Genomic DNA, 19,733 nt, shown 5'->3' on the forward strand with positions numbered 1-19,733 from the left:
CCCTGACCGGCCTGTGTCAAGGGTGTTGCGCGAAGTGCCCCCCGAGCGCTCGTTGCTATCGGACGGCGTTAACGCCTCCGTGCGATCCTCCTCGCACGCGCCGCCTTCCCCATCCCTGCCCCGATCCCGCATAGGAGACCCATGACCCCCGATCCGCTGCCCATCGACGCCGTCCTGCCCGACCTCCTCGTCATCCTCGCGCGCGAGGGGCAGGCCGTCCTCCAGGCCCCGCCCGGCGCGGGCAAGACCACCCGCGTCCCCCTGGCGCTCCTCGCCGCCGGGACGCCGGGCCGCATCGTCCTGCTCGAACCCCGCCGCCTCGCCGCCCGCGCCGCGGCCGAGCGCATGGCGCACACGCTGGGCGAGCCCGTGGGCCGCACCGTCGGCTACCGGATGCGCGGCGACTCCAAGGTCTCCGCCGCCACCCGCATCGAGGTGCTGACCGAGGGCATCCTGACCCGCATGATCCAGGACGCCCCCGACCTCCCCGGCGTGGGCGCGCTCCTTTTCGACGAGTTCCACGAGCGGAGCCTCGCCGCCGACCTCGGCCTCGCGCTGGCCGTCGAATCGCGGGGGGCGCTGCGCCCCGACCTGCAACTCCTGGTCATGTCCGCGACCCTCGACGCCCAGCCCGTGGCCGACCTCCTCGGCGCGCCCGTCGTCACCGCCGAGGGCCGGGCCTTTCCCGTGGACCTCCGCTGGCTCCCCCGCCCCCTCGCCGGCCCCGTCGAGACGGCGACGGCCGCCGCCATCCGCGAGGCGCTGGAGACGACTCAAGGCGATGTCCTCGCCTTCCTCCCCGGCGAGCGCGAGATCCGCCGCACGGAGTCGCTGCTCCAGGGCCTCCCCGGCGTGGCCGTGCGCCCGCTCTACTCCGCCCTCCCCCCAGCCGCGCAGCGCCTCGCGCTGGAGCCCGCCGACACGGGGCGCAAGGTCGTCCTCGCCACCTCCATCGCGGAAACCTCCCTGACGATCCCCGGCATCCGCGCCGTGGTGGATGCGGGCCGAGCGCGCCGCTCCCGCTTCGATCCCGGCTCGGGGATGTCCGCCCTCGTCACCGAGCGGGTCACGAAGGCCGAGGCCACCCAGCGCGCCGGTCGCGCCGGCCGCGTCGCCCCCGGCATCTGCTGGCGGCTCTGGACGCGCGGCGAGGAAGGGGGCCTCCAGCCCTTCCCCCCGCCCGAGATCCTGGCCGCCGACCTCGCCCCGCTGGCGCTCGACCTCGCGCTCTGGGGCTCGGCGGACCTGCCCTTCCTGACGCCCCCGCCCGAGGGGGCGCTGGCCGAGGCCCGCCGCCTGCTGACCGATCTCGGCGCGCTCGCGGACGGCCGCATCACCGCCCACGGCCAGGAGATGGCCGCCCTCGCCGTCCATCCCCGCCTCGCCCATATGCTGCTGCGCGCCGGCAAGGGCGCGGCCCTCCTCGCCGCGATCCTGTCCGAGGGCGAGCGCCCCGCCCCCGGCTCCGCCGACCTTTCGCCGGTCCTCGGGGGCGGGCTCCGCCCCGAGGCGCGCGATCGCATCAAGCGCGAGGCCGGCCGCCTCGCCCGCCTCGCCCCCGACCGCGCCCCGATGGACCCCGGCGCAATGGCGGCGCTGGCCTATCCCGACCGGATCGCGCTCCGCCGCCCCGGCGACGCCCCGCGCTTCCTCCTCTCGGGCGGGCGCGGCGCGGTCGCGGCCCAGGGCGACCCGCTCGGCGCGCAACGGCTCCTCGTCGTGACCGACCTCGACGGCGCGGGCGAGGAGGCCCGCATCCGCGCCGCGCTCCCCCTCGACGAATCCGACCTCCGCTCCGTCCTTTCAGATCGCCTCCGCGTCGTGGAAGAGGCCGCCTGGTCCCCCCGCGACGGCCGCGTGCAGGCCCGGCGGCAGGAGCGCCTGGGCGCCCTCGTCCTCTCCGACCGCCCCTGGGAGGCCGCCCCGCCCGAAGCCCTCGCGACGGCCATGCTCGACGGCGCGCGGAGCCTCGGCCTCCGCCTCCCCCCCGCCGCCGAGCGCTTCCGCGCCCGCGTAGCCCTTGCCCGTTCGGCGGGCGGCGACCTCCCCGACCTGTCCGACGCCGCGCTGCTGGCGACGGTCGGGGACTGGCTCCTCCCCTGGCTCGACGGCCTGCGGACCGAGGCCGACTGGCGCAGGCTGGACCTCCTCCCCGCCCTGCGCGCGCGGCTGACCCATGCCCAGGCGCGGGAGATCGACCGCCTCGTGCCCGCCCACTTCACCACGCCGCTCGGCCGGCAGGTGCCCATCGACTACGCCCAGGACGGCCCCGAGATCGCCGTGCGTCTCCAGGAGATGCTGGGCGTGACCTCCCACCCGCTCGCGGCGGGCAAGCCCATCCGGGTCACGCTCCTGTCGCCGGGCCAGACGCCCATCGCGGTCGTCTCCGACCTCCCCGGCTTCTGGCGGTCCTCCTACCCGGAGGTCCGCAAGGAGATGCGCGGCCGCTACCCCCGCCACCCCTGGCCCGAAAGCCCCTGGGAGGCCGAGCCGACGCTGCGCGCCAAGCCCCGTGGCACCTGAGCGCCGGGCCGGGCGGCTGGCGTCACGCGAGCCTGGGATCGGGGTCCGCCACCCGATCCACCACCGTCCCCGCCCAGGGCCCGTGCTGGTGCGCCGCCCCCGTGTCCAGCCGCACGAAGCCATGCCGACCGAAGTAGTCGCGCTGCCCCTGGATCAGGTCGGTCGTCCCGCGCCCCTGCGCGAAGCTGTCCGCGAAGGCCAGCGCCGCCGACAGCGCCGGGACCGGATGCCCGCCCAGCGCCGCCGCCGCGACCACGCGGCGCAAGGATGGCAGCGAGGCCCGCAGGTCCGCCGCGAAGGCCGGCGCGAGGATGAGCTGGCCCTCCGGCATCTCCCCCCGGAACGCCGCCGCGATGTCGCCCAGCAGCGCCGAGCGGATGATGCAGCCCGCCCGCCACGTCTCCGCGACCCGCGCCTGATCGAGGCCCCAGCCATAGGCCTCCGAGGCCGCCATGAGGATGCGGAAGCCCTGCGCGTAGGCCACGATCCGGCCCGCCAGCAGCGCGCCCTCCAGCTCCGCCTCGGACAGCTCCACGGGCTTCCTCTCGGTCCCGAGGATGCGCTCGCCGATCTCGCGCGTGGCCTTCTCGGCCGACCAGCTCCGCGCGCCGACCGCCGCCTCGATGGCGGAGGCCGACTGCCCCAGCGCCAGCGCCTCCACCACCGTCCAGCGTCCCGTCCCCTTCTGCCCCGCCTGGTCGAGGATCACGTCCACCACCGGCAGCCCCGTCGCGGGGTCCACCGCCGACAGCACGGCGGCCGTGATCTCCACGAGGTAGCTCTTCAGCCGCCCGCCGTCCCAGCGCCCGAACAGCGCCCCGATCTCGGCCGGCCTGCGGTCCTGCCCGTGGCGCAGCAGCCCATAGACCTCGGCGATCAGCTCCATGTCCGCGTATTCGATGCCGTTGTGCACCGTCTTGACGAAGTGCCCCGCCCCGTCCGGCCCCATCAGCGCCGCGCAGGGCTCGCCCCGATACGTGGCCGCGATGGCCTCGAAGACCGGCGCGAGATGCGCCCAGGCCTCCGGCCGCCCGCCCGCCATGATCGCGGGCCCGTGCCGGGCGCCCTCCTCGCCACCCGAGACGCCGACGCCCAGGAAGATCAGCCCCTCGGCCTCCAGCCGGGCGGCGCGGCGGCGGGTGTCGTGGAAGTCGGCGTTGCCGCAGTCCACCACCGTGTCGCCGGGCGCGAGATGCGGCCGCAGCGCCTCGATCGCCGCGTCCACCGCCGGCCCAGCGTCCACCATCAGGATGATCGCGCGGGGGGCGGGCATGGCCGCCGCCATGGCGACAAGGCTCTCGTGCCCGACCGCCCGCACGCCCAGCGGCCCCGCCCCCTCCACGAACGGCCCGACCTTGGCCGCCGTCCGGTTCGCCACGTGCAGCGCGAACCCCTTCTCCAGGATGTTGAGCGCGAGCGCCGATCCCATCGTTCCCAGGCCGTAGAGCCCCAGGCTCGCCGTCATCCCCCGCATCGCGTTCCTCCTGTCCTGCGCGCCGCCTAGTAGCGGCTCGCCCGGGCCTTGGGCAACCGGCGGATCGTCTGTGGCCGCCCTGCATCGCGCGTTAATGATTTGTTCACTTTTCTTTAACATGGTTCAACGCAGGCGTGTGCGCCCCGCCTAGGATCCCAGGAACCTGTCCTCCCGTCCCGAGTTTGCCCATCGCATGACCATCCAGCCCCTCGCCTTCCTGCCCAGCCATCTCCCCCGCCGCCACACCGAGCCGCGCTTCTCGCAGCTCGCCGCGCTCTGCTGGCGCAAGGGCAAGGCGGGGGCGGAGGTGCTGCTCGTGACCTCCTCCTCGGGGCGCTGGATCCTGCCCAAGGGCTGGCCCATGGCGGGCAAGACCCCCGCGCAGGCCGCCCTGACCGAGGCCTGGGAGGAGGCGGGCGTCTCGCGCGGGAAGGCCGGGCGCAAGCCGGTGGGCCAGTATGTCGCCATCAAGCGAACCGCCGAGGGCGACGACCTCCCCTGCCTCCACCACGTCTACGCCATCAAGGTCCGCGAGACCCAGGACGACTACCCCGAGGCGCATCGCCGCGACCGGCTCTGGGTCGCGTCCGAGGACGCCGCCCGCCTCGTGGACGAGGAGGGCCTGCGCGAGATCCTTCGGAACTTCCGCCCTCTCGGGTGACGGCCCGCCCTTGCGGCGGCGCGGCGCCGCGCCTTAATGGACGGGGAACGCGGGCGGCGGGCGCCGCGCGCATTCCTTCGGGGACCACCATGCGCCACGACGACCCCATCCGGCAGGAGGCCGCGACGGCCGCGCGCCCGCCCCGGCGACGGCGGGCCCGCCAGGCGCCGCGCAAGAAGCTCGCCCAGATCCTGGAGGAGCTGGCCGACGACGCCTCGCGCGCGCGCGTCTCTCTCGCCGACCTCGTGGGGGCGATGGACGGGCGGGCCTTCGGGGCGCTGCTGCTCGTCTTCGCCTTCCCCAACGCCATTCCGGCGATCCCCGGCACCTCCTCGATCCTCGGGCTGCCGCTCCTGTTCCTGTCGGCGCAGATGATGCTCGGACGGCCCGTCTGGCTGCCCCGGATGATCTCGCTGCGCTCCATGTCGCGCGACGACTTCTCGAACCTTGTGGAGCGCGTGAACCCCTGGCTCGACTGGGCCGACCGCTTCACCGCGCCGCGGCTCGCGTTCTTCGGCGATCCCTTCGTGCAGCGGGCCATCGGCGCGGCCTGCCTGATCCTGTCGATTGTCCTCGTCCTGCCGGTGCCCTTCGGCAACATGCTCCCCGGCATCGCCATCTGCCTGATCGCGCTGGGGGTGCTCGAACGCGACGGGCTCTGGATCTGCGGCGGCCTCGCGGTGGGGGTGGCGGCGCTGCTGATCGCCTGGGGAGTGATCTACGCCATCGCCAAGGCGGCGTGGTTCCTCCTCGTGAACGCCTTCTGACGGCTCCTTTGACCGGAGCGGTCCGCCCCGCTACCCTCCCCCCGGACCCCACGAGGAGCCCCCCATGGCCGAGGCCGCCGGTCCCGACCTCGCCGCCGCCGTGACGCTCCTGGGCGCGGCGGTCGTCGCCGTGCCGCTGTTCCGCCGCTGGGGCTTGGGCTCGGTGCTGGGCTACCTCGCCGCCGGGCTCGCCATGGGGCCGTTCGGCCTCCGCGTCATCGGGGACCCCGAGGCGATGCTCCATGTGGCCGAGCTGGGCGTCGTCCTCTTCCTCTTCATCATCGGCCTGGAGATGGAGCCGCGCCGCCTCTGGTCGATGCGCCGCGACATCTTCGGGCTGGGGCTGGCGCAGGTGCTCCTTTGCATGGCGCTGCTCGCGCCGGTGGGCGTGGCGCTGGGCTACCCGCTCGCCACCTCCTTGGTCGCGGGGACGGGCTTCGTCCTCACCTCCACCGCCATCGTCATGCAGATGCTGAGCGAGCGCGGCGACCTGTCCCGTGCCAGGGGCCAGCACGTCGTCTCCATCCTGCTGCTGGAGGACCTCGCCATCGTCCCCCTCCTGGCGCTGGTGGCCTTCCTCGCCCCCGGCGGCGCCGAGCCCCTGACGGGCGGCGAGAGGGCGCTGGCCATCGCCACCGGCCTCGGCGCCATCGCGCTCCTGATCCTGGCGGGCTGGTATCTCCTCAATCCGCTGTTCCGCTTCCTCGCCACCTTCGGGGGGCGCGAGGTGATGACGGCCGGCGCGCTCCTCGTGGTGCTGGGCTCGGCGCTCCTTCTTCAGGCCGGGGGCCTCTCGGCAGCGATGGGGGCCTTCCTCGCCGGGGTGCTGCTGTCCGAATCCACCTTCCGCCACCAGCTCGAGGCCGACATCGAGCCCTTCCGGGGCCTGCTCCTCGGCCTGTTCTTCCTCGCCGTGGGGATGTCGCTCGACCTGTCGGCGGTGGCGGCGGACTGGCGGCTGATCCTGCTCACCGTCCTGGCCTACACGGCGCTCAAGTCGCTCGGCATCTACGCCGTGGCCCGCCTGTTCCGCGCCTCCCACCCCGAGGCGCTGGAGCGCACCGTCCTCATGGCCCAGGGCGGCGAGTTCGCCTTCGTCCTCTACGCCGCCGCGCTGGGGGTCGGGCTGATCGACGCGCGCGGCTCGGCGGCGCTGACGGCGGTGATCGTGCTGTCGATGGTCCTCACGCCCCTCCTCCTCGCCGCCCACGACCGCTGGCTGCGCCGCCCGCCCCAGCCGGACGACGGCGACGCCGAGGCCCCGGACGGCCTCCAGGGCTCCGTTCTGCTGATCGGCTTCGGCCGCTTCGGCCAGATCGCCGCGCAGGTGCTGCTGTCGCGCGGCTGGTCGGTCTCCATCATCGACACCGACACCCAGATGATCGCGGTGGCGGGCTACATGGGCATGAAGGTCCATTACGGCGACGGCGCGCGGCTCGACATCCTCCAGGCGGCCGGCGCGGCCGAGGCCCGCGCGGTGCTCATCTGCATCGACCGGCCCGAAACCGCGACCCGCATCGCCCAGGTGATGAAGGCGGAATACCCCCTCGTCCCCGTCCTCGCCCGCGCCTTCGACCGCGCCCATGCGCTGGCCCTGGTCCGCGCCGGCGTGGACTTCCAGCTCCGCGAGACCTTCGAGAGCGCGCTCTCCCTCGGCGCCCGCGCCCTCGACGACCTGGGCGAATCCCCCGAGGTGGTGGAGCAGGTGCTGGAGGAGGTCCGCAAGCGCGACGCCGACCGCTTCGCCGCGCAGATGACGGGCGACCTCACCTCCGGCCGCGACCTCCTGCTGTCGAACCTCCCCGACCACCTCCGCGACGCGGCGCGGGCGGCGGCGCCGGACCGGCTCGCGCAGGCGATGCAGGACACTGGCCGATCCTGACGCTTGCCGCGTCCCGGACGCGCTACTATTCCTTGGTAACGCCCACCGGGGAGCCCGCCATGCCCAAGACCACCTCCGTCGCCCTCGGCGACCACTTCACCGGCTTCATCGCCGAGCAGATGAACTCGGGCCGCTACGCCTCCGCCTCCGAGGTCGTCCGCGCCGGCCTGCGCCTGCTGGAGGAACGCGAGCAGGCGCTCGGACGCCTGCGCGAGGAAATCAGAAGAGGCGAGGAGGGGCCGTTCATCGAGGTCGAGGACATCGACGCCTACTTCGACGACCTGATCGAACGGGCACAGCGTGAAGCTTGAACTCGCCAAGGAGGCCGACTCGGACCTGCTCGACATCCTCCGTTATGGGCGCACGCACTGGGGCGGAGCCCGGGCGATGACCTATATCGGCGAGATTCGCACCCGGATGCGGAGTCTCGCGGCCGGTCACTCGTCGGGCACGCAGGCCGACGAGATCGCGCCGGGGCTCCGGCGTCAGGTCGCCGCCAGCCACGTCATCTGGTTCCGCGTCGAGGGCGACCGGCTGCGCGTGCTCCGCGTCCTGCACGGCAATCAGGACGCGCCTCACCACCTGACCTAAGCGATCCGCGCCCCCCACAGGTCATACTCCCCCGCCTCCTCGACCTCCACGGTCACGAGGTCGCCCGGCCGCAATCCCTCGAAGTCCTTGTCGATGAACAGGTTCCCGTCGATCTCCGGCGCGTCGCCCTTGGTCCGGCAGGTCGCGCCGTCCTCGTCCACCTCATCGACCAGCACCTCCATCCGGGTGCCGACCTTCGCGGCCAGCTTCACCTCCGAGATGGCCTGCGCCTTTTCCATGAAGCGCTCCCACCGCTCCTGCTTGACCTCGGGCGCGACGTGATCCGGCAAGGCGTTCGACCGCGCGCCCTTCACGTCCTCGTACTGGAAGCACCCGACCCGATCCAGTTGCGCCTCGTCCAGCCAGTCGAGCAGCGTCTCGAACTCCGCCTCCGTCTCGCCGGGGTAGCCCACGATGAAGGTGCTCCGCAGCACGATCTCCGGGCAGACCGCCCGCCACGCCGCGATCTCGTCCAGCGTCCGCGCCGCCGCCGCCGGCCGGGCCATGCGCTTCAGCGTGTCGGGGTGGGCGTGCTGGAACGGGATATCCAGATACGGCAGCACCAGCCCGTCCGCCATCAGCGGGATCAGGTCGCGCACGTGCGGATAGGGATAGACGTAATGCAGCCGCACCCAGGCCCCGAGGCTCCCGAGATCCCGCGCGAGATCGGTGATATGCGCCCGATGCCCCCGCTCCTCGGCGTGCCGCAGGTCCAGCCCGTAGGCGGACGTGTCCTGCGAGATGACCAGCAGTTCCCTCACGCCCGCCGCGACCAGCCGCTCCGCCTCCTTCACCACCGCGAAGGCGGGCCGCGACACCAGCCGCCCCCTCATGTCGGGGATGATGCAGAACCGGCACTTGTGGTTGCAACCCTCGGAAATCTTGAGATAGCTGTAATGCCGGGGCGTCAGCGACACGGCGGACGCCGGCAACAGGTCCACGAAGGGATCGGGCCGGGGCGGCACGGCCCGGTGCACCGCGTCCAGCACCTGCTCGTATTGATGCGGCCCCGTCACCGCCAGCACCTTGGGATGCGTCCCCGTGATGAACTCGGGCTCGGCCCCCAGGCAGCCCGTCACCACCACCTTGCCGTTCTGCGCGATGGCCTCGCCGATGGCCTCCAGGCTCTCGGCCTTGGCGCTGTCGAGGAACCCGCAGGTGTTCACGATCACCGCGTCCGCCCCGGCGTAATCCGGCGAGATCGCATACCCCTCCGCCCGCAGCCGCGTCAGGATGCGCTCGCTGTCCACCAGCGCCTTGGGGCAGCCGAGCGACACCATGCCGATGGTCGGCTGGCCCGGCCGCGCGGCCTCCACGATCTTGAGCTTGGGCGCGAGGTCGGGGCGAAGGTTCGGCGGGTTGATCGTCATGCGGGCGGCCTCGGGTCGGGGATGGGCGGACATAGCGGCTCCGCGCGCTCCTGAAAAGTGGGACGCCTTGCCACGCCCCGCCCCTCCGGGCCAGATGCCGCCCGAAGGAGTCCTCCATGCCCGAACGCCCCGTCATCCTCGCCTGCCCGCTGCCGCGCACGCTGCCGCTTCTCTTCGCGCCCGACCTCCTGCGCGACCTCTTCGACCGCTACGACGTGATCGAGACCACCGACGAGGCGCTCCCCGCCCTCCCCGACGACACCCTGCGCGAGGCGCGCTACGTCATCGGCCAGCCGCCGCTCACCCCGGACCTGCTGGCGCGGATGGAATCGCTCCGCTGCATCTTCAACGTCGAATCCAACCTCCTGCCGAACATGCCCTACGAGGACGCCTTCGCGCGCGGCGTCCACGTCGTCACCACCGGCGCCGTCTTCGCCGAGCCCGTGGCCGAGATCGGCCTGGGCTTCGCCCTCTCCCTCGCCCGCAACATCCACGGCGCCGACGCCGACTTCCGGCGCGGCGAGGAGAGATGGGGCGGCGACGGCAACGCCGGGGCCCGCCTCCTCACCGGCTCCACCATGGGCATCCTCGGCCTCGGCGCGCTGGGTCAGGCCGTCGCGCGCGTCGTCCAGGGCTTCCGCCCCCGCCTCCTCGCCCACGACCCCTGGCAGGCCCCCTCCGTGACCCGCGCCCACGGGGCCGAGCCCGTGGACCTCGACACCCTGCTGTCCCAGTCCGACACCCTCTTCGTCACCGCCGCCGTCACCAGCGAGAACCAGGGCGCCCTCGGCGCGGAGTCCTTCGCGAGGATGCCCAACGGCGCCTCCCTGATCCTCCTCTCCCGCGCCGGCGTGGTGGACTTCGACGCCCTCATGGCCGCCGTCCGCTCCGGCCATATCCGGGCGGCGAGCGATGTCTTCCCCGAGGAGCCCCTCCCCCTCGACCACCCGGTGCGTTCGCTTCCCGGCTTCCTCCTCTCCGCCCACCGCGCCGGCGCGCTCGACATCGCCTTCCAGCGCATGGGCGAGATGGTGATGGAGGACCTCGCCCTCCTCGACCGCGGCCTGCCGCCCCAGGCCTGCAAGCGGGCCGAGCGCGAAACCGTCGCCCGCTTCCGGTCCCGTCCCGTCACCCGCAACTGACCGCCCGCACGACCGCGTGATCGCGCCCGGTCCCCCGCGACGGAACCCGCCGCCCGCGCCGTAAAGGGAACAGCCCGGCCCCGAGGGGGAACCGGAGCCAACCCGATGAGGCGCACATGAAGACGACGATCCTGGCGGCGAGCCTCCTCGCCGCCACGCTGGCCTCGGCCGCTCTGGCCGGCCCCCATCCCCATTCCGCCCCGCAGTCCGAGGCCGCCCAGCCCTGGCCCCCCGGACCCCCGCAGGAGGCCCGCCACGAGCCCGCCCCGCCCGAGCAGGCCCGCCCCGCCGAATGGCGCGGCGAGCGCCGCCACGACCACCGCCATGGCGGAGGGTCCTGGCTCGGCGACCTCGCCGGCAGCCTCTTCTTCCTTGGCCTGTTCAACCGCTGACCATTCCGCAGGGACCCGCACGCACATGACCGCCACCGACACCTCCCCCCGCCCGCCGCTCTCCTGGCCGGCCCGCGCCTGCGACGCACTCGACGACCGGGGGCCGCTCGCCTGGGGCCTCGCCACCCTCGCCACGTTCGTCGTGATCTGGCCCCTGGGCCTCGCCCTCCTCGCCTGGGCGCTCTGGACGCGCCGGCTGCTGCCCCGGACCTGGCCCGCCACCCGATCCCGTCCCGCGACCGGCAACGCCGCCTTCGCCGCGCACCGGGCCGAGGCGCTCGACCGCCTCGCCGCCGAACAGGCCGCCTTCGAGGAGTTCCAGCGCAGCCGCCGCGCGACCGAGGACCGCGCCGAGTTCGACCGCTTCCTCGCCGAGCGCGCCGCCAGGCCCGACGCCCCGCAGCCCTGACCCCGCCCCTGACCCCGCGCGACCTCCCGCCCGGAGGCGCGGGCGCCCCTTGCGCCTCCGGCCCCGCCGTGGTGCCTTCGCGCGGCCCCCGCCCGAAGGAACGCCCATGCGCCTGCTCCCCGCCCTCGTCCTCCTCCTCGCCACCGGGGCCGCGCGGGCCGAGACCGCCGCCTTCGAGGTCCGCCTCGCCGGCGGCACCCTCGGCCACATGGAATACGAGACCGACGGCCCCCGCCCCTCCGCGCTCCGCACCCTTCTCGACAGCACGCCCCTCGGCGTCCTCGACGGCACCTGGGAGGCGACCTCCCGGCCCGCCCCAACCGAGGACGGCGCGGACGCGCTCCGCTTCCGGGCCGTCACCGCCTCCTCGCGCAAGGCGCGGACCATCACCTTCGACCATCGGGGCGGCGCGGTTCTGGCGACCGGGGTGGACCCCGCCGAGGACGCCACCGACCTCTCGCTCCCCGCCAACGTGCCGCCGGGCGTGCTCGACCCCGTGCAGGCCTTCGGCCGCCTGATGGCCCCCGGCCCCGGCTGCCCCGAGCCCTTCCGCCTCTACGACGGCCGCCGCGTGATCGAGGTGGCGACGACCTCATCCGAGACCGCCGAGGACGGCGCGCTCGTCTGCCACGCCGATTACGAGGTGATCGCCGGGCCGGGCCACCTGTCGCCCTTCCGCTTCCGGTCCTTCGCGCTCGACCTGACCTATCGCGACGCCGGCACCGGCCCGGCGCTCGCCGAGGCCGCCGTCAGCGCCGGGATCTTCACGGTCCGTCTGGTGCGCTAGAGCGGCATCCGATCAGGCCGCCGTCCGGCACAGGCTCCGCAGGGCGGGGCTCACCCCGCCACGCGACCCGGCCAAGGCCACGCGCCCGGCCGCGGCCAAGGAGTGGCGCACGGCCCACCCCATGACCCGATCCAGCCGGATCGGATGACGCCCCAAGGCCCTCAGCGCCGGCGGTCCCGCCGCGCGCTCATCGGCTGGAAGGCGATGCCGACATGGGCCTCGCAATAGGGCTTGCCCGACTGCACCGGCATCCCGCAGAACCAGAAGTTCGGCGTGGCGGGGTCGCCCACCGGCCACTTGCAGGTCTTTTCGGTCAGCTCCATGAGCGACAGCCGCTTGGCCGCCTTCTCGACCGCCAGCGCGGCGGCCTGCGCCTCCGGGCTGATCTCGTTGGCCGAGGGCTGCGGCGGCAGCGGCTGCCCCGCCGGGATGATCTGGCGACGGAAGGGCGCGGGCGCCTCCTCCTCGGGCTCCTCCTCGTCCTCCGCCTCGGCGGCGACGGCCTCGGGCTCGGGCTCGGGCTCGGCCTGGGCGGGCGCCTCGGGCTCGTCGTCCGCGTCCTCCTCCGGCTCGGGCTCCGCCGCGCGGGCGGCCGAGGGCGCGGCGGCCGACGCCTCGGGCAGCGCCTCCTCGCCCTCCTCGGCCCGTTCGCCGCCCGGGGTCACCCGGTTGGACAGGCCCAGCCGATGGACCTTGCCGATCACCGCGTTGCGCGTGACCTGGCCCAACTCCTTGGCGATCTGGCTCGCCGAGGCGCCCTCGCCCCACATCCGCTTCAGCGTCTCGACGCGCTCGTCAGTCCAGGACATCGCGCCCCCTCCGAAAACATGACGCACCGAGATACAGACCCCCGCGCCGGAGATCAAGACACGGCCGGCGCCGATCACGCGACGGGACCGCCCCGCCGCAGCCGCCCCAGCCCGGCCAGCGCGGCGAACAGCCCCGCCGCCACCGTCACCGTCGCCGGCCCCACGCCCGAATCCGCCGCGACCGCCAGCCCCAGCCCGCCCAGCGCCGCCACCGCCGCCAGCGCGCAGGCGGCGACCGCCATCCCCTCGGGCGTGCGCGCCAGCCCCCGCGCCGCCGCCGCCGGCAATATCAGCAGCGCCGTCACCAGCAGCGCCCCCACCACCTGGATCGCCACCGCCACCAGCCCCGCCACCAGCAGCGCCAGCAGCAGCGACCCCCGGCGCGGGTCCATCCCCCCCGCCCGCGCCAGGTCCGGCGCCAGCGTCGAGGTCAGGAGCAGCCCCCAGTTCCACCAGATCAGCCCCGCCACCCCCGCCGCCGCCGCCCAGATGAGCCCCAGGTCCCCCCAGCCCACCGTGAGCACGTCGCCGAACAGCACCGCCTCCAGGTCCATCCGCGGCCCCGGCGTCAGCGCGGCGGCGAACAGCCCCACCCCCAGCGCCCCATGCGCCAGCACCCCCAGCGCCGAATCCGCGCCGAAGGTCCGGTCGGTCAGCCGCACCGCGAGGAAGGCCATCGCCCCCGCCACCCCCAGGAGGCCCAGCCCCAGCGGCAGCCCCAGGCCCAGCGCCAGCGCCACCCCCAGCACCCCCGCGTGCGCCGTGGCGTCGCCGAAATAGGCCATCCGCCGCCAGACGACGAAGCAGCCCAGCAGCCCCGCCGCCAGCGCCACCCCCAGGCCCGCCAGCGCGGCCCGGATCAGGAACGGATCAAGGGACATCACGCCTCCTCGTGGTGCGGGTGATGGTGCGCCGCGTGGTCCGCGTGGTCGTGCTCGTGGCGATACAGCGCCAGCGTCCCCGCCGCCCCCGTCCCGAACAGCTCCCGATAGGCCGGCGCGGCCGACACGACCGACGGATGCCCCTCGCAGCAGACGTGCCCGTTCAGGCACACCACCCGATCCGACGCGCTCATCACCACATGGAGGTCGTGGCTCACCATCAGCACCGCGCAGCCCAGCCGCGCGCGGATCGCCTCCAGGCTCCGGTAGAACCCCGCCGCGCCCGGCTGGTCCAGCCCCTGCGTCGGCTCGTCGAGCAGCAGCAGGTCCGGCCGCCGCAGGATCGCGCCGGCCAGCAGCACCCGCTGGAACTGCCCGCCCGACAGGTCGGCCATGGGCCGCTCGGCCACGTGCCCCGCCCCCGCCTCCTCCAGCGCCGCCCCGGCCTCGGCGTCCGAAACCCGGCGCGGCAGGTCGAGGAACCGCCGCGCCGTCAGCGGCAGCGTCGCGTCGATGTGGAGCTTCTGCGGCACGTAGCCGATCCGCAGCCGAGGGGCGCGCGCCACCCGCCCCGAGACGGGCCGTTCCGCCCCGATCAGGCAGCGCAGCAGCGTGGACTTGCCCGACCCGTTCGGCCCGACCACCGTCACGATCTCGCCCCGCTCGATCCGCAGCGACACGTCGTGCAGCACCGTCACCCGCCCGTGCCGCACCACCAGATGCTCCGCCGCGATCAGCATGGAGCCGCCCCCCGACCCGATTCGCGGCAGGCCGAACAGAGCCCCTGCGCCTCCACCACCATCCGCTCGACCGCGAACCCCTCCGCCTCCGCCTCCGGGGCGAGCGGCGCCGCGATGGCCTCCTCGGCCACCCGCCGGCAGCCCCGGCAGACGAGGAACGACGGCTCGTGCGGGCTCCCCGGCCGCGCGCAGGCCACATAGGCCGACAGCCCCTCGATCCGATGCGCGAAGCCGTTGTCCACCAGGAACCCCAGGGCGCGATAAGCGACCGGCGGCTTCGACCCGAAGCCCTCCGCCTCCAGCCGCGCCAGCACGTCATAGGCCCCGAGCGCCGCGTGCGACTCCAGCAGGATCTCCAGCGTCCGCCGCCGCAGGGGCGTCAGCGCCAGCCCCCGCCCCGCGCAGGCCGCCTCGGCGGCGGACAGCGCCGAGGCGACGCAGGCGCGGTGGTCGTGTCGGTCGAAGCCATGGGCCATGCGCGGCGCCCCCGTTACAAGGTAACGCGCCCTAGCACCGCCCAGCCGCCCTCCGCAAGGTCCGCGTTACATGGTAACGAACCCCCTTGTTATATTATAACGCCTGCGCTAGCTCCCGCCCGTCACCGCAAGGAGCCGCCATGATCCGCGCCGCCGCCGTCCTCCTCCTCGCCGCCACCCCGGCGCTCGCCGGGCCGCCGGCGGTCCTCGCCGACATCGCCCCCGTCCAGGGCCTCGCGCAACTGGTCATGGGCGACCTCGGCACCCCCGGCCTGATCGTCCCCCCCGGCACCTCGCCCCACGACGCGAGCCTCTCGCCCTCCGAGGCCCGCGCCCTCACCCAGGCCGACGTGATCGTGCGGACCGGCGACGCGCTCCTCCCCTGGCTGGGCGAGGGCATCGCCAGCCTCGCCCCGCAGGCCCGCGTCCTCGACCTCCTCGCCACCCCCGGCTGGACCCCCCTCCCCGCCTCCGGGCCAGAGCACGACGACCACGACCACGGGGCCATCGACCCCCACGCCTGGCTCGACCCCGCCGTGGCCGCCGCCTGGCTCCCGGCCATCGCCGCGACGCTCTCCGAGGCCGACCCGGAGAACGCCGCCACCTACGCCGCCAACGCCACCCGCGAGGCCGACCGCCTCCGCGCCCTCGCCCGGACGCTCCGCGACCGCCTCCAGCCCCTGCGCGGCTCCGGCCTCGCCACCGGCCACGACTCCCTGCGCTACTTCGCCCGCGCCGCCGCGCTTCCCCCGCCCCGCGCGCTGTCGGGCCTCGACGGCGCCGCGCCCTCCCCCTCCGCCGTCGCCGCCCTCCGCGAATCCGTGCAGTCCGGCGAGATCCGCTGCCTCCTCCTCGACCCCGAGACCGACCCCGCCTGGGCCGACACGCTGGCCGAGGGCGCGACGCTCCGCACCGCGACCGTGGACCCCGAGGGCGTGACGCTCCCCCCCGGCCCGCAGCTCTATCCGCTGCTGATCGAATCCCTCGCCGCCGCCGTCGAGGGCTGCCTGAAATAGGAAACCGCCGGATCGCGGGCGGGCGATCCGGCGGCGAAGGTCCTGCGGCCGGGCCCCCGGGGGCCCGGCCGTCCCCTCAGGCCCTCAACCCCCCGTGGCCGCCGCGGGCGTCAGCACCGCGTCGATCACGTGAATGACCCCGTTCGACTGGTCCACGTCGGCGACCGTGACGTTCGCCACCGTGCCGTTCTCGTCGGTCAGCGTGATGCCGTCGCCGGCCGCGTTCATGGCGGCGGTCAGCGTGCAGCCGCCCAGCGTCTCGACCGCGTGGCTGCCGCCGTCATCGGCGATCATCTGCGCCAGCGCCGCCGACATCACCTCCGCGCCCACCACGTGGCAGGTCAGGATCTGCGTCAGCGTCTCCTTGTTCTCGGGCAGCAGCAGCGTGTCCACCGTGCCGGCCGGCAGCGCCTCGAAGGCGGCGTTGGTCGGCGCGAAGACGGTGAACGGCCCCGCCCCCTGCAACGTCTCCACGAGCCCCGCCGCCTGCACGGCCGCGACGAGCGTGGTGTGGTCGGCCGAGGCCGAGGCGTTGGTGACGATGTCGTTGGAGGCGAGCATCTCGGCACCCCCGACCATGGGGTTCTCCTGCGCGACGGCGGGCCCGCCCAGCAGCGCGAGGGCGGTGGCGGCGGCGATCCGGATCTTCATGGCGTATCTCCCTGAGTCGGTTGCGTCCCCCCGGAAGTCCTCCGGGAACGCACGCAGCCACGAAGCGCGGCGGGGGGGAGTTTCATCGCGCCTCCGAAAGCCGATCACGAAGCCGTGATCCCCTCGGAACCCCGAGAACAGCAAGTCGAGCCCCCGCCGGATCGCGTGATCCTCGCCCGACAGGTCGGCGACGGGCGGGCTGGAGACGAAGCGCCATGGCACCGAACCGATCTGCCCCATCCGCGGCACATGAGGCACGCCGCCCCCGTTCAGCACGGGCTCAAGTTGCGGAAATCCCCAAGGCGAACCCTGCTCGGGTTCGAGCGGAGCCACGACACGGGACGGCCCCCTGGGAGAGGGCCGACACGTTCGGCTTCAGCGACCGCGCGTCCTCCAGGACATCGGCGTCGAAGGTCACGTCGGCCCGGAGCTTGCGGGCGGACGACATGGCATCACCTCGTTGGCACACCAGATATGCGGACGATCCGCGCACGTGGCGACGACACGGCAAGCCCTCACCCCCGCGCCGCCACCCAGTCCGGCAGCTCCGCCACGCTCCCCAGCACCGCCTCCGCCAGCGGCTCCAGCTCCGCCCGCCCGGCCACGCCGGTCAGCACCGCGACCGCCCGCATCCCCGCCGCCCGCGCCGCCCGCAGGTCGTGAAGGCTGTCGCCCACCATGACGACCGCCCCCGGCTCCAGCCCGACGGCCTCCGCGAAGGCCAGGAGCGGCCCCGGCCCCGGCTTGGCCCCGTGCCCGCTGTCGAAGCCCGCCACGAAGGCGAAGGCGTCGCGCACCCCCGCCCCCTCCAGATGCGCCAGCGCCGGCCCCTCGGCGTCGTTCGTCGCCACGCCCAGCGCCAGCCCCATCGCCCCGAGCCGGTCCAGCGCCTCCCGCAGCCCCGGCACCTCCGCCTGCGGGGCCGCCGCCGCGCGGGCGTTCATCCGCGCCACCAGGGCGGCCCTGTCCCCGCCCACGAGAGGCAGAAGCGCCCCCGCCACCTCCTCCGTGGTCGAGGCGATCACCAGGCTGTCCGGCCGGAAGCGCCCCGTCCCCAGGTCGTAGCCCAGGACCCCGGCCATCCGCGCCATCGACGCCGGATCGCCGCCCGCCTCCGATTCGATCAGCCCCCGGCTCCAGGCCCCCCAGGTCGCCTGGAAGTCGAACAGCGTGCCGTCCTTGTCGAACAGCACGCCCGCGATCCGCGCCATCTTTCCGCCCGATTGGTGAACGCCGCCCGCCACCGCCGCCCTCACGGCCACTCGGGCCGCATCTGCCCCGGCAGCGTCATCAGCGCCGTCATCGGCTCGTCGTAGGCCAGCCCCCGGTCGTCGCAGAAGCGCCGGATCCAGCGATCCTCCATCGTCAGGAACTCCAGGATCCCCGCAAGGAACGCGGGGTCCGCCACCCGGTCGCGGGCGTCCTCCAGGCTGGCCCCCGTCGCCCCCGCGAGCTGCGGCAGCAGCTCCTCGTCGGCGGCGATCCAGGCCAGCGCCTCCAGGGCGATCGTCTCGGCGCGGTCGGGCGTCATCCATTCCTCCCCATCCCGTTAAGGGTTTGTTAACACTTGTGTCGGATGTTGGCCGCAAATGGGACAGGCGGCGGCCAACGGACCGGAGGATGATGATGGGCGGCGCGATCCTGATTGTCGATGGCTCGGCGGCGCGGCGGGCCCGCCTGCGGGCGGCGCTCGGCGATGCGGCGGGCCCGGTGGAGGACTGCGGCGACCCCGACGCCCTCCCCGCCCTCGCCGCTCGCCTGCGCCCGGCGCTCGTGCTGCTCGACCTCGGCGCGCGGCCCGGCCGGGCGCTGGCCGCCGCCGCCCGCCTGCGCGACGGCACCGGCCCCACCCCGCCCGTCCTCGCGCTGGCGCCGCCCGGCGACGCCGCGCCCCGCCTCGCCGCGCTGCGCGCCGGGCTCGACGGCGTGACAGGCCGCGCCACCCCGCCGCGCCTCCTCCAGGCCCGCGTCCGCGCCCTCCTGCGGGCCGAGCCGCTCCTCGCCCTCGCCCCCCCGCCCGAGGGCCGGCCCGGCCCCGAGGAGATCCGGCCCGACGCGATCCGGCCCGACGCGATCCGGCCCGACGCGATCCGGCCCATCGAGATCCGGCCCGCCGCGCCGCCGCGCGTCCTCCTCCTCTCCGCCCGGCCCGACGCCGCCGCCATGGCCCAGAACCTCGCCCGGCACCTGGGCGGCCCGGTCGCGCCGGTCCCGCTCGCGCCCGCCCTCCCGCCGGGGCCGCCGCCCGACCTCCTGATCCTCGACGCCGCCGGGACGCGGGGCGACCTCGCGCAGGGCGCGCGGGTGCTGGCGCTCCTCGCCGACCTCCTGGGGCGCGAGGGGTCGCGCGACGCCGCCACCCTCCTCCTCCTCCCCGCCTCGGCGCCCGAGACGGCGGCCTTGGCCCTCGACCTCGGCGCGGGCGAGGTGCTGGCCCCCGATCCGGCCCCCGATCCGGACGCCGACCCCGACCCCGTCCCGGAGGAGGTCGCCCTCCTCGCCCGCGCCCTCCTCGCGCGGCGGGCGCGCGGGCTCCGGCTGCGCGCCGGCCTGCGCTCGCGGCTGCGCGCGGCGGTGACCGACCCGCTGACCGGCCTGCACAACCTCCGCCACGCCAACCCCGCCCTGGCCCGTCTCGCCGCCGAGGCCGCGCGCGACGGCGCGGGCCTCGCCGTGCTGATGGTGGACATCGACCACTTCAAGCAGGTCAACGACCGCCTGGGCCACGCCGCCGGCGACCGGGTGCTGGCGGTGGTGGCGCGGCGGCTCCGCGCGCGGCTCCGGCGCGGCGACCTCCTCGCCCGGGTGGGGGGCGAGGAGTTCCGCGCCGTCCTCCCCGGGGCGAGCCTCGCCGACGCCCGCGCCGTGGCCGAGGAGCTCCGCCGCGCCGTCCGCGCCCGCCCCGTGGTCCTGCCCCCGACCTGTCCGCCCCGGCCTGCCCCGCACCAGCCCGCCCCGCACCGGCCCGCCCCGCCCGAGGAGCCGCCGACCCTGCCCGTCACCGTCTCCATCGGCGTCGCCGCCGCCACCGCCGAGGAGCTGGCGGCGGGCCTCGCCCCCTCGGCGCTGGTGGCGCGCGCCGACGCCGCGCTCTACGCCGCCAAGGCCGCCGGCCGCGACCGGGTGGAATCCGCCTTCCCGGCCTAGGAGGAGGTCCCGCGA

21 protein-coding genes are annotated in these 19,733 nt (G+C 75.1%); 12 read left to right on the forward strand and 9 right to left on the reverse strand.

The genetic code is table 11. The features are described from left to right. Positions 1–141: 141 nt before the first annotated feature. The gene (hrpB, locus tag J2Z33_RS07435; protein ID WP_209839459.1) at positions 142–2,523 is read left to right on the forward strand and encodes an ATP-dependent helicase HrpB; all 2,382 of its coding nucleotides are present in this window, start codon (positions 142–144) and stop codon (positions 2,521–2,523) included. A gap of 22 nt (positions 2,524–2,545) precedes the next feature. Here hrpB and gndA read toward each other — a convergent pair whose 3' ends face one another. Continuing rightward, the gene (gndA, locus tag J2Z33_RS07440; protein WP_377110166.1) at positions 2,546–3,997 is read right to left on the reverse strand and encodes an NADP-dependent phosphogluconate dehydrogenase; all 1,452 of its coding nucleotides are present in this window, start codon (positions 3,995–3,997) and stop codon (positions 2,546–2,548) included. Between the two features lie 193 nt (positions 3,998–4,190). Here gndA and J2Z33_RS07445 point away from each other — a divergent pair, with 193 nt between their 5' ends. The 5 genes from J2Z33_RS07445 (at position 4,191) to J2Z33_RS07465 (ending at position 7,898) form a co-directional block, all read left to right on the forward strand. Next, positions 4,191–4,658, forward strand: a complete 468-nt coding sequence (locus J2Z33_RS07445) for an NUDIX hydrolase (RefSeq protein WP_209839461.1) — start codon at positions 4,191–4,193, stop codon at positions 4,656–4,658. An 89-nt stretch (positions 4,659–4,747) separates the two neighbouring features. Continuing rightward, the gene (locus J2Z33_RS07450; protein WP_209839463.1) at positions 4,748–5,425 is read left to right on the forward strand and encodes an exopolysaccharide biosynthesis protein; all 678 of its coding nucleotides are present in this window, start codon (positions 4,748–4,750) and stop codon (positions 5,423–5,425) included. Positions 5,426–5,489: 64 nt separating this feature from the next. Then, positions 5,490–7,307 carry a monovalent cation:proton antiporter-2 (CPA2) family protein gene (locus tag J2Z33_RS07455; RefSeq protein WP_209839466.1) on the forward strand — a complete coding sequence of 606 codons (1,818 nt, stop codon included), beginning with the start codon at positions 5,490–5,492 and terminating at the stop codon, positions 7,305–7,307. A gap of 59 nt (positions 7,308–7,366) precedes the next feature. Then, positions 7,367–7,618: a type II toxin-antitoxin system ParD family antitoxin gene (locus tag J2Z33_RS07460; protein ID WP_209839468.1), complete on the forward strand. Its 252-nt coding sequence runs from the start codon at positions 7,367–7,369 to the stop codon at positions 7,616–7,618. Continuing rightward, entirely contained in the window at positions 7,608–7,898 is a 291-nt protein-coding gene (locus tag J2Z33_RS07465; protein WP_209839470.1) for a type II toxin-antitoxin system RelE/ParE family toxin, read from the forward strand. Before J2Z33_RS07460 ends, J2Z33_RS07465 begins: the two co-directional genes overlap by 11 nt. Here J2Z33_RS07465 and rimO read toward each other — a convergent pair. Then, on the reverse strand, positions 7,895–9,268 hold the full coding sequence (gene rimO, locus J2Z33_RS07470; RefSeq protein ID WP_209839855.1) for a 30S ribosomal protein S12 methylthiotransferase RimO: 1,374 nt from the start codon (positions 9,266–9,268) through the stop codon (positions 7,895–7,897). The genes J2Z33_RS07465 and rimO overlap by 4 nt on opposite strands. Before the next feature lie 116 nt (positions 9,269–9,384). Here rimO and J2Z33_RS07475 point away from each other — a divergent pair, with 116 nt between their 5' ends. The 4 genes from J2Z33_RS07475 (at position 9,385) to J2Z33_RS07490 (ending at position 11,998) form a co-directional block, all read left to right on the forward strand. After that, positions 9,385–10,410, forward strand: a complete 1,026-nt coding sequence (locus J2Z33_RS07475; RefSeq protein ID WP_209839472.1) for a hydroxyacid dehydrogenase — start codon at positions 9,385–9,387, stop codon at positions 10,408–10,410. Positions 10,411–10,526: 116 nt separating this feature from the next. Continuing rightward, positions 10,527–10,802 carry a hypothetical protein gene (locus J2Z33_RS07480; RefSeq protein WP_209839474.1) on the forward strand — a complete coding sequence of 92 codons (276 nt, stop codon included), beginning with the start codon at positions 10,527–10,529 and terminating at the stop codon, positions 10,800–10,802. Between the two features lie 25 nt (positions 10,803–10,827). Beyond that, positions 10,828–11,211 carry a DUF2852 domain-containing protein gene (locus J2Z33_RS07485; RefSeq protein ID WP_209839477.1) on the forward strand — a complete coding sequence of 128 codons (384 nt, stop codon included), beginning with the start codon at positions 10,828–10,830 and terminating at the stop codon, positions 11,209–11,211. A gap of 106 nt (positions 11,212–11,317) precedes the next feature. After that, complete coding sequence (locus J2Z33_RS07490) at positions 11,318–11,998, forward strand: hypothetical protein (protein WP_209839479.1); 681 nt, start codon at positions 11,318–11,320, stop codon at positions 11,996–11,998. Positions 11,999–12,159: 161 nt separating this feature from the next. Here the strand turns inward: J2Z33_RS07490 and J2Z33_RS07495 are convergent, their stop codons facing one another. The 4 genes from J2Z33_RS07495 to J2Z33_RS07510 all read right to left on the reverse strand — a co-directional run bounded on the left by J2Z33_RS07495 (position 12,160) and on the right by J2Z33_RS07510 (position 14,904). Continuing rightward, positions 12,160–12,807 (reverse strand): GcrA family cell cycle regulator, encoded by a 648-nt coding sequence (locus J2Z33_RS07495; RefSeq protein ID WP_209839481.1) that lies wholly within the window; start codon positions 12,805–12,807, stop codon positions 12,160–12,162. A gap of 74 nt (positions 12,808–12,881) precedes the next feature. Beyond that, positions 12,882–13,688 carry a metal ABC transporter permease gene (locus J2Z33_RS07500; protein WP_209839483.1) on the reverse strand — a complete coding sequence of 269 codons (807 nt, stop codon included), beginning with the start codon at positions 13,686–13,688 and terminating at the stop codon, positions 12,882–12,884. Further along, positions 13,688–14,428, reverse strand: a complete 741-nt coding sequence (locus J2Z33_RS07505) for an ATP-binding cassette domain-containing protein (protein WP_209839485.1) — start codon at positions 14,426–14,428, stop codon at positions 13,688–13,690. The genes J2Z33_RS07500 and J2Z33_RS07505 overlap by 1 nt, the downstream gene beginning before the upstream one ends. After that, positions 14,422–14,904: a Fur family transcriptional regulator gene (locus J2Z33_RS07510; RefSeq protein ID WP_209839486.1), complete on the reverse strand. Its 483-nt coding sequence runs from the start codon at positions 14,902–14,904 to the stop codon at positions 14,422–14,424. The genes J2Z33_RS07505 and J2Z33_RS07510 overlap by 7 nt, the downstream gene beginning before the upstream one ends. A 140-nt stretch (positions 14,905–15,044) precedes the next feature. Between J2Z33_RS07510 and J2Z33_RS07515 the strand changes: the two genes are divergently transcribed. Continuing rightward, a complete protein-coding gene (locus J2Z33_RS07515; protein WP_209839488.1) occupies positions 15,045–15,920 on the forward strand; it encodes a metal ABC transporter solute-binding protein, Zn/Mn family in 876 nt (291 codons plus the stop codon). Between the two features lie 84 nt (positions 15,921–16,004). Here the strand turns inward: J2Z33_RS07515 and J2Z33_RS07520 are convergent, their stop codons facing one another. The 3 genes from J2Z33_RS07520 to J2Z33_RS07530 form a co-directional block, all read right to left on the reverse strand. Beyond that, a complete protein-coding gene (locus J2Z33_RS07520; RefSeq protein WP_209839490.1) occupies positions 16,005–16,571 on the reverse strand; it encodes a fasciclin domain-containing protein in 567 nt (188 codons plus the stop codon). 515 nt (positions 16,572–17,086) lie between these two features. Beyond that, on the reverse strand, positions 17,087–17,782 hold the full coding sequence (locus tag J2Z33_RS07525) for an HAD family hydrolase (protein ID WP_209839492.1): 696 nt from the start codon (positions 17,780–17,782) through the stop codon (positions 17,087–17,089). 41 nt (positions 17,783–17,823) lie between these two features. Then, positions 17,824–18,102 (reverse strand): DUF3572 domain-containing protein, encoded by a 279-nt coding sequence (locus J2Z33_RS07530; RefSeq protein WP_209839494.1) that lies wholly within the window; start codon positions 18,100–18,102, stop codon positions 17,824–17,826. 89 nt (positions 18,103–18,191) lie between these two features. Between J2Z33_RS07530 and J2Z33_RS07535 the strand changes: the two genes are divergently transcribed. After that, the gene (locus J2Z33_RS07535; RefSeq protein WP_209839496.1) at positions 18,192–19,718 is read left to right on the forward strand and encodes a GGDEF domain-containing protein; all 1,527 of its coding nucleotides are present in this window, start codon (positions 18,192–18,194) and stop codon (positions 19,716–19,718) included. The last annotated feature ends 15 nt before the right edge of the window (positions 19,719–19,733 follow it).

This window comes from Rubellimicrobium aerolatum (assembly GCF_017872975.1).
Taxonomy (GTDB): Bacteria; Pseudomonadota; Alphaproteobacteria; order Rhodobacterales; family Rhodobacteraceae; genus Rubellimicrobium; species Rubellimicrobium aerolatum.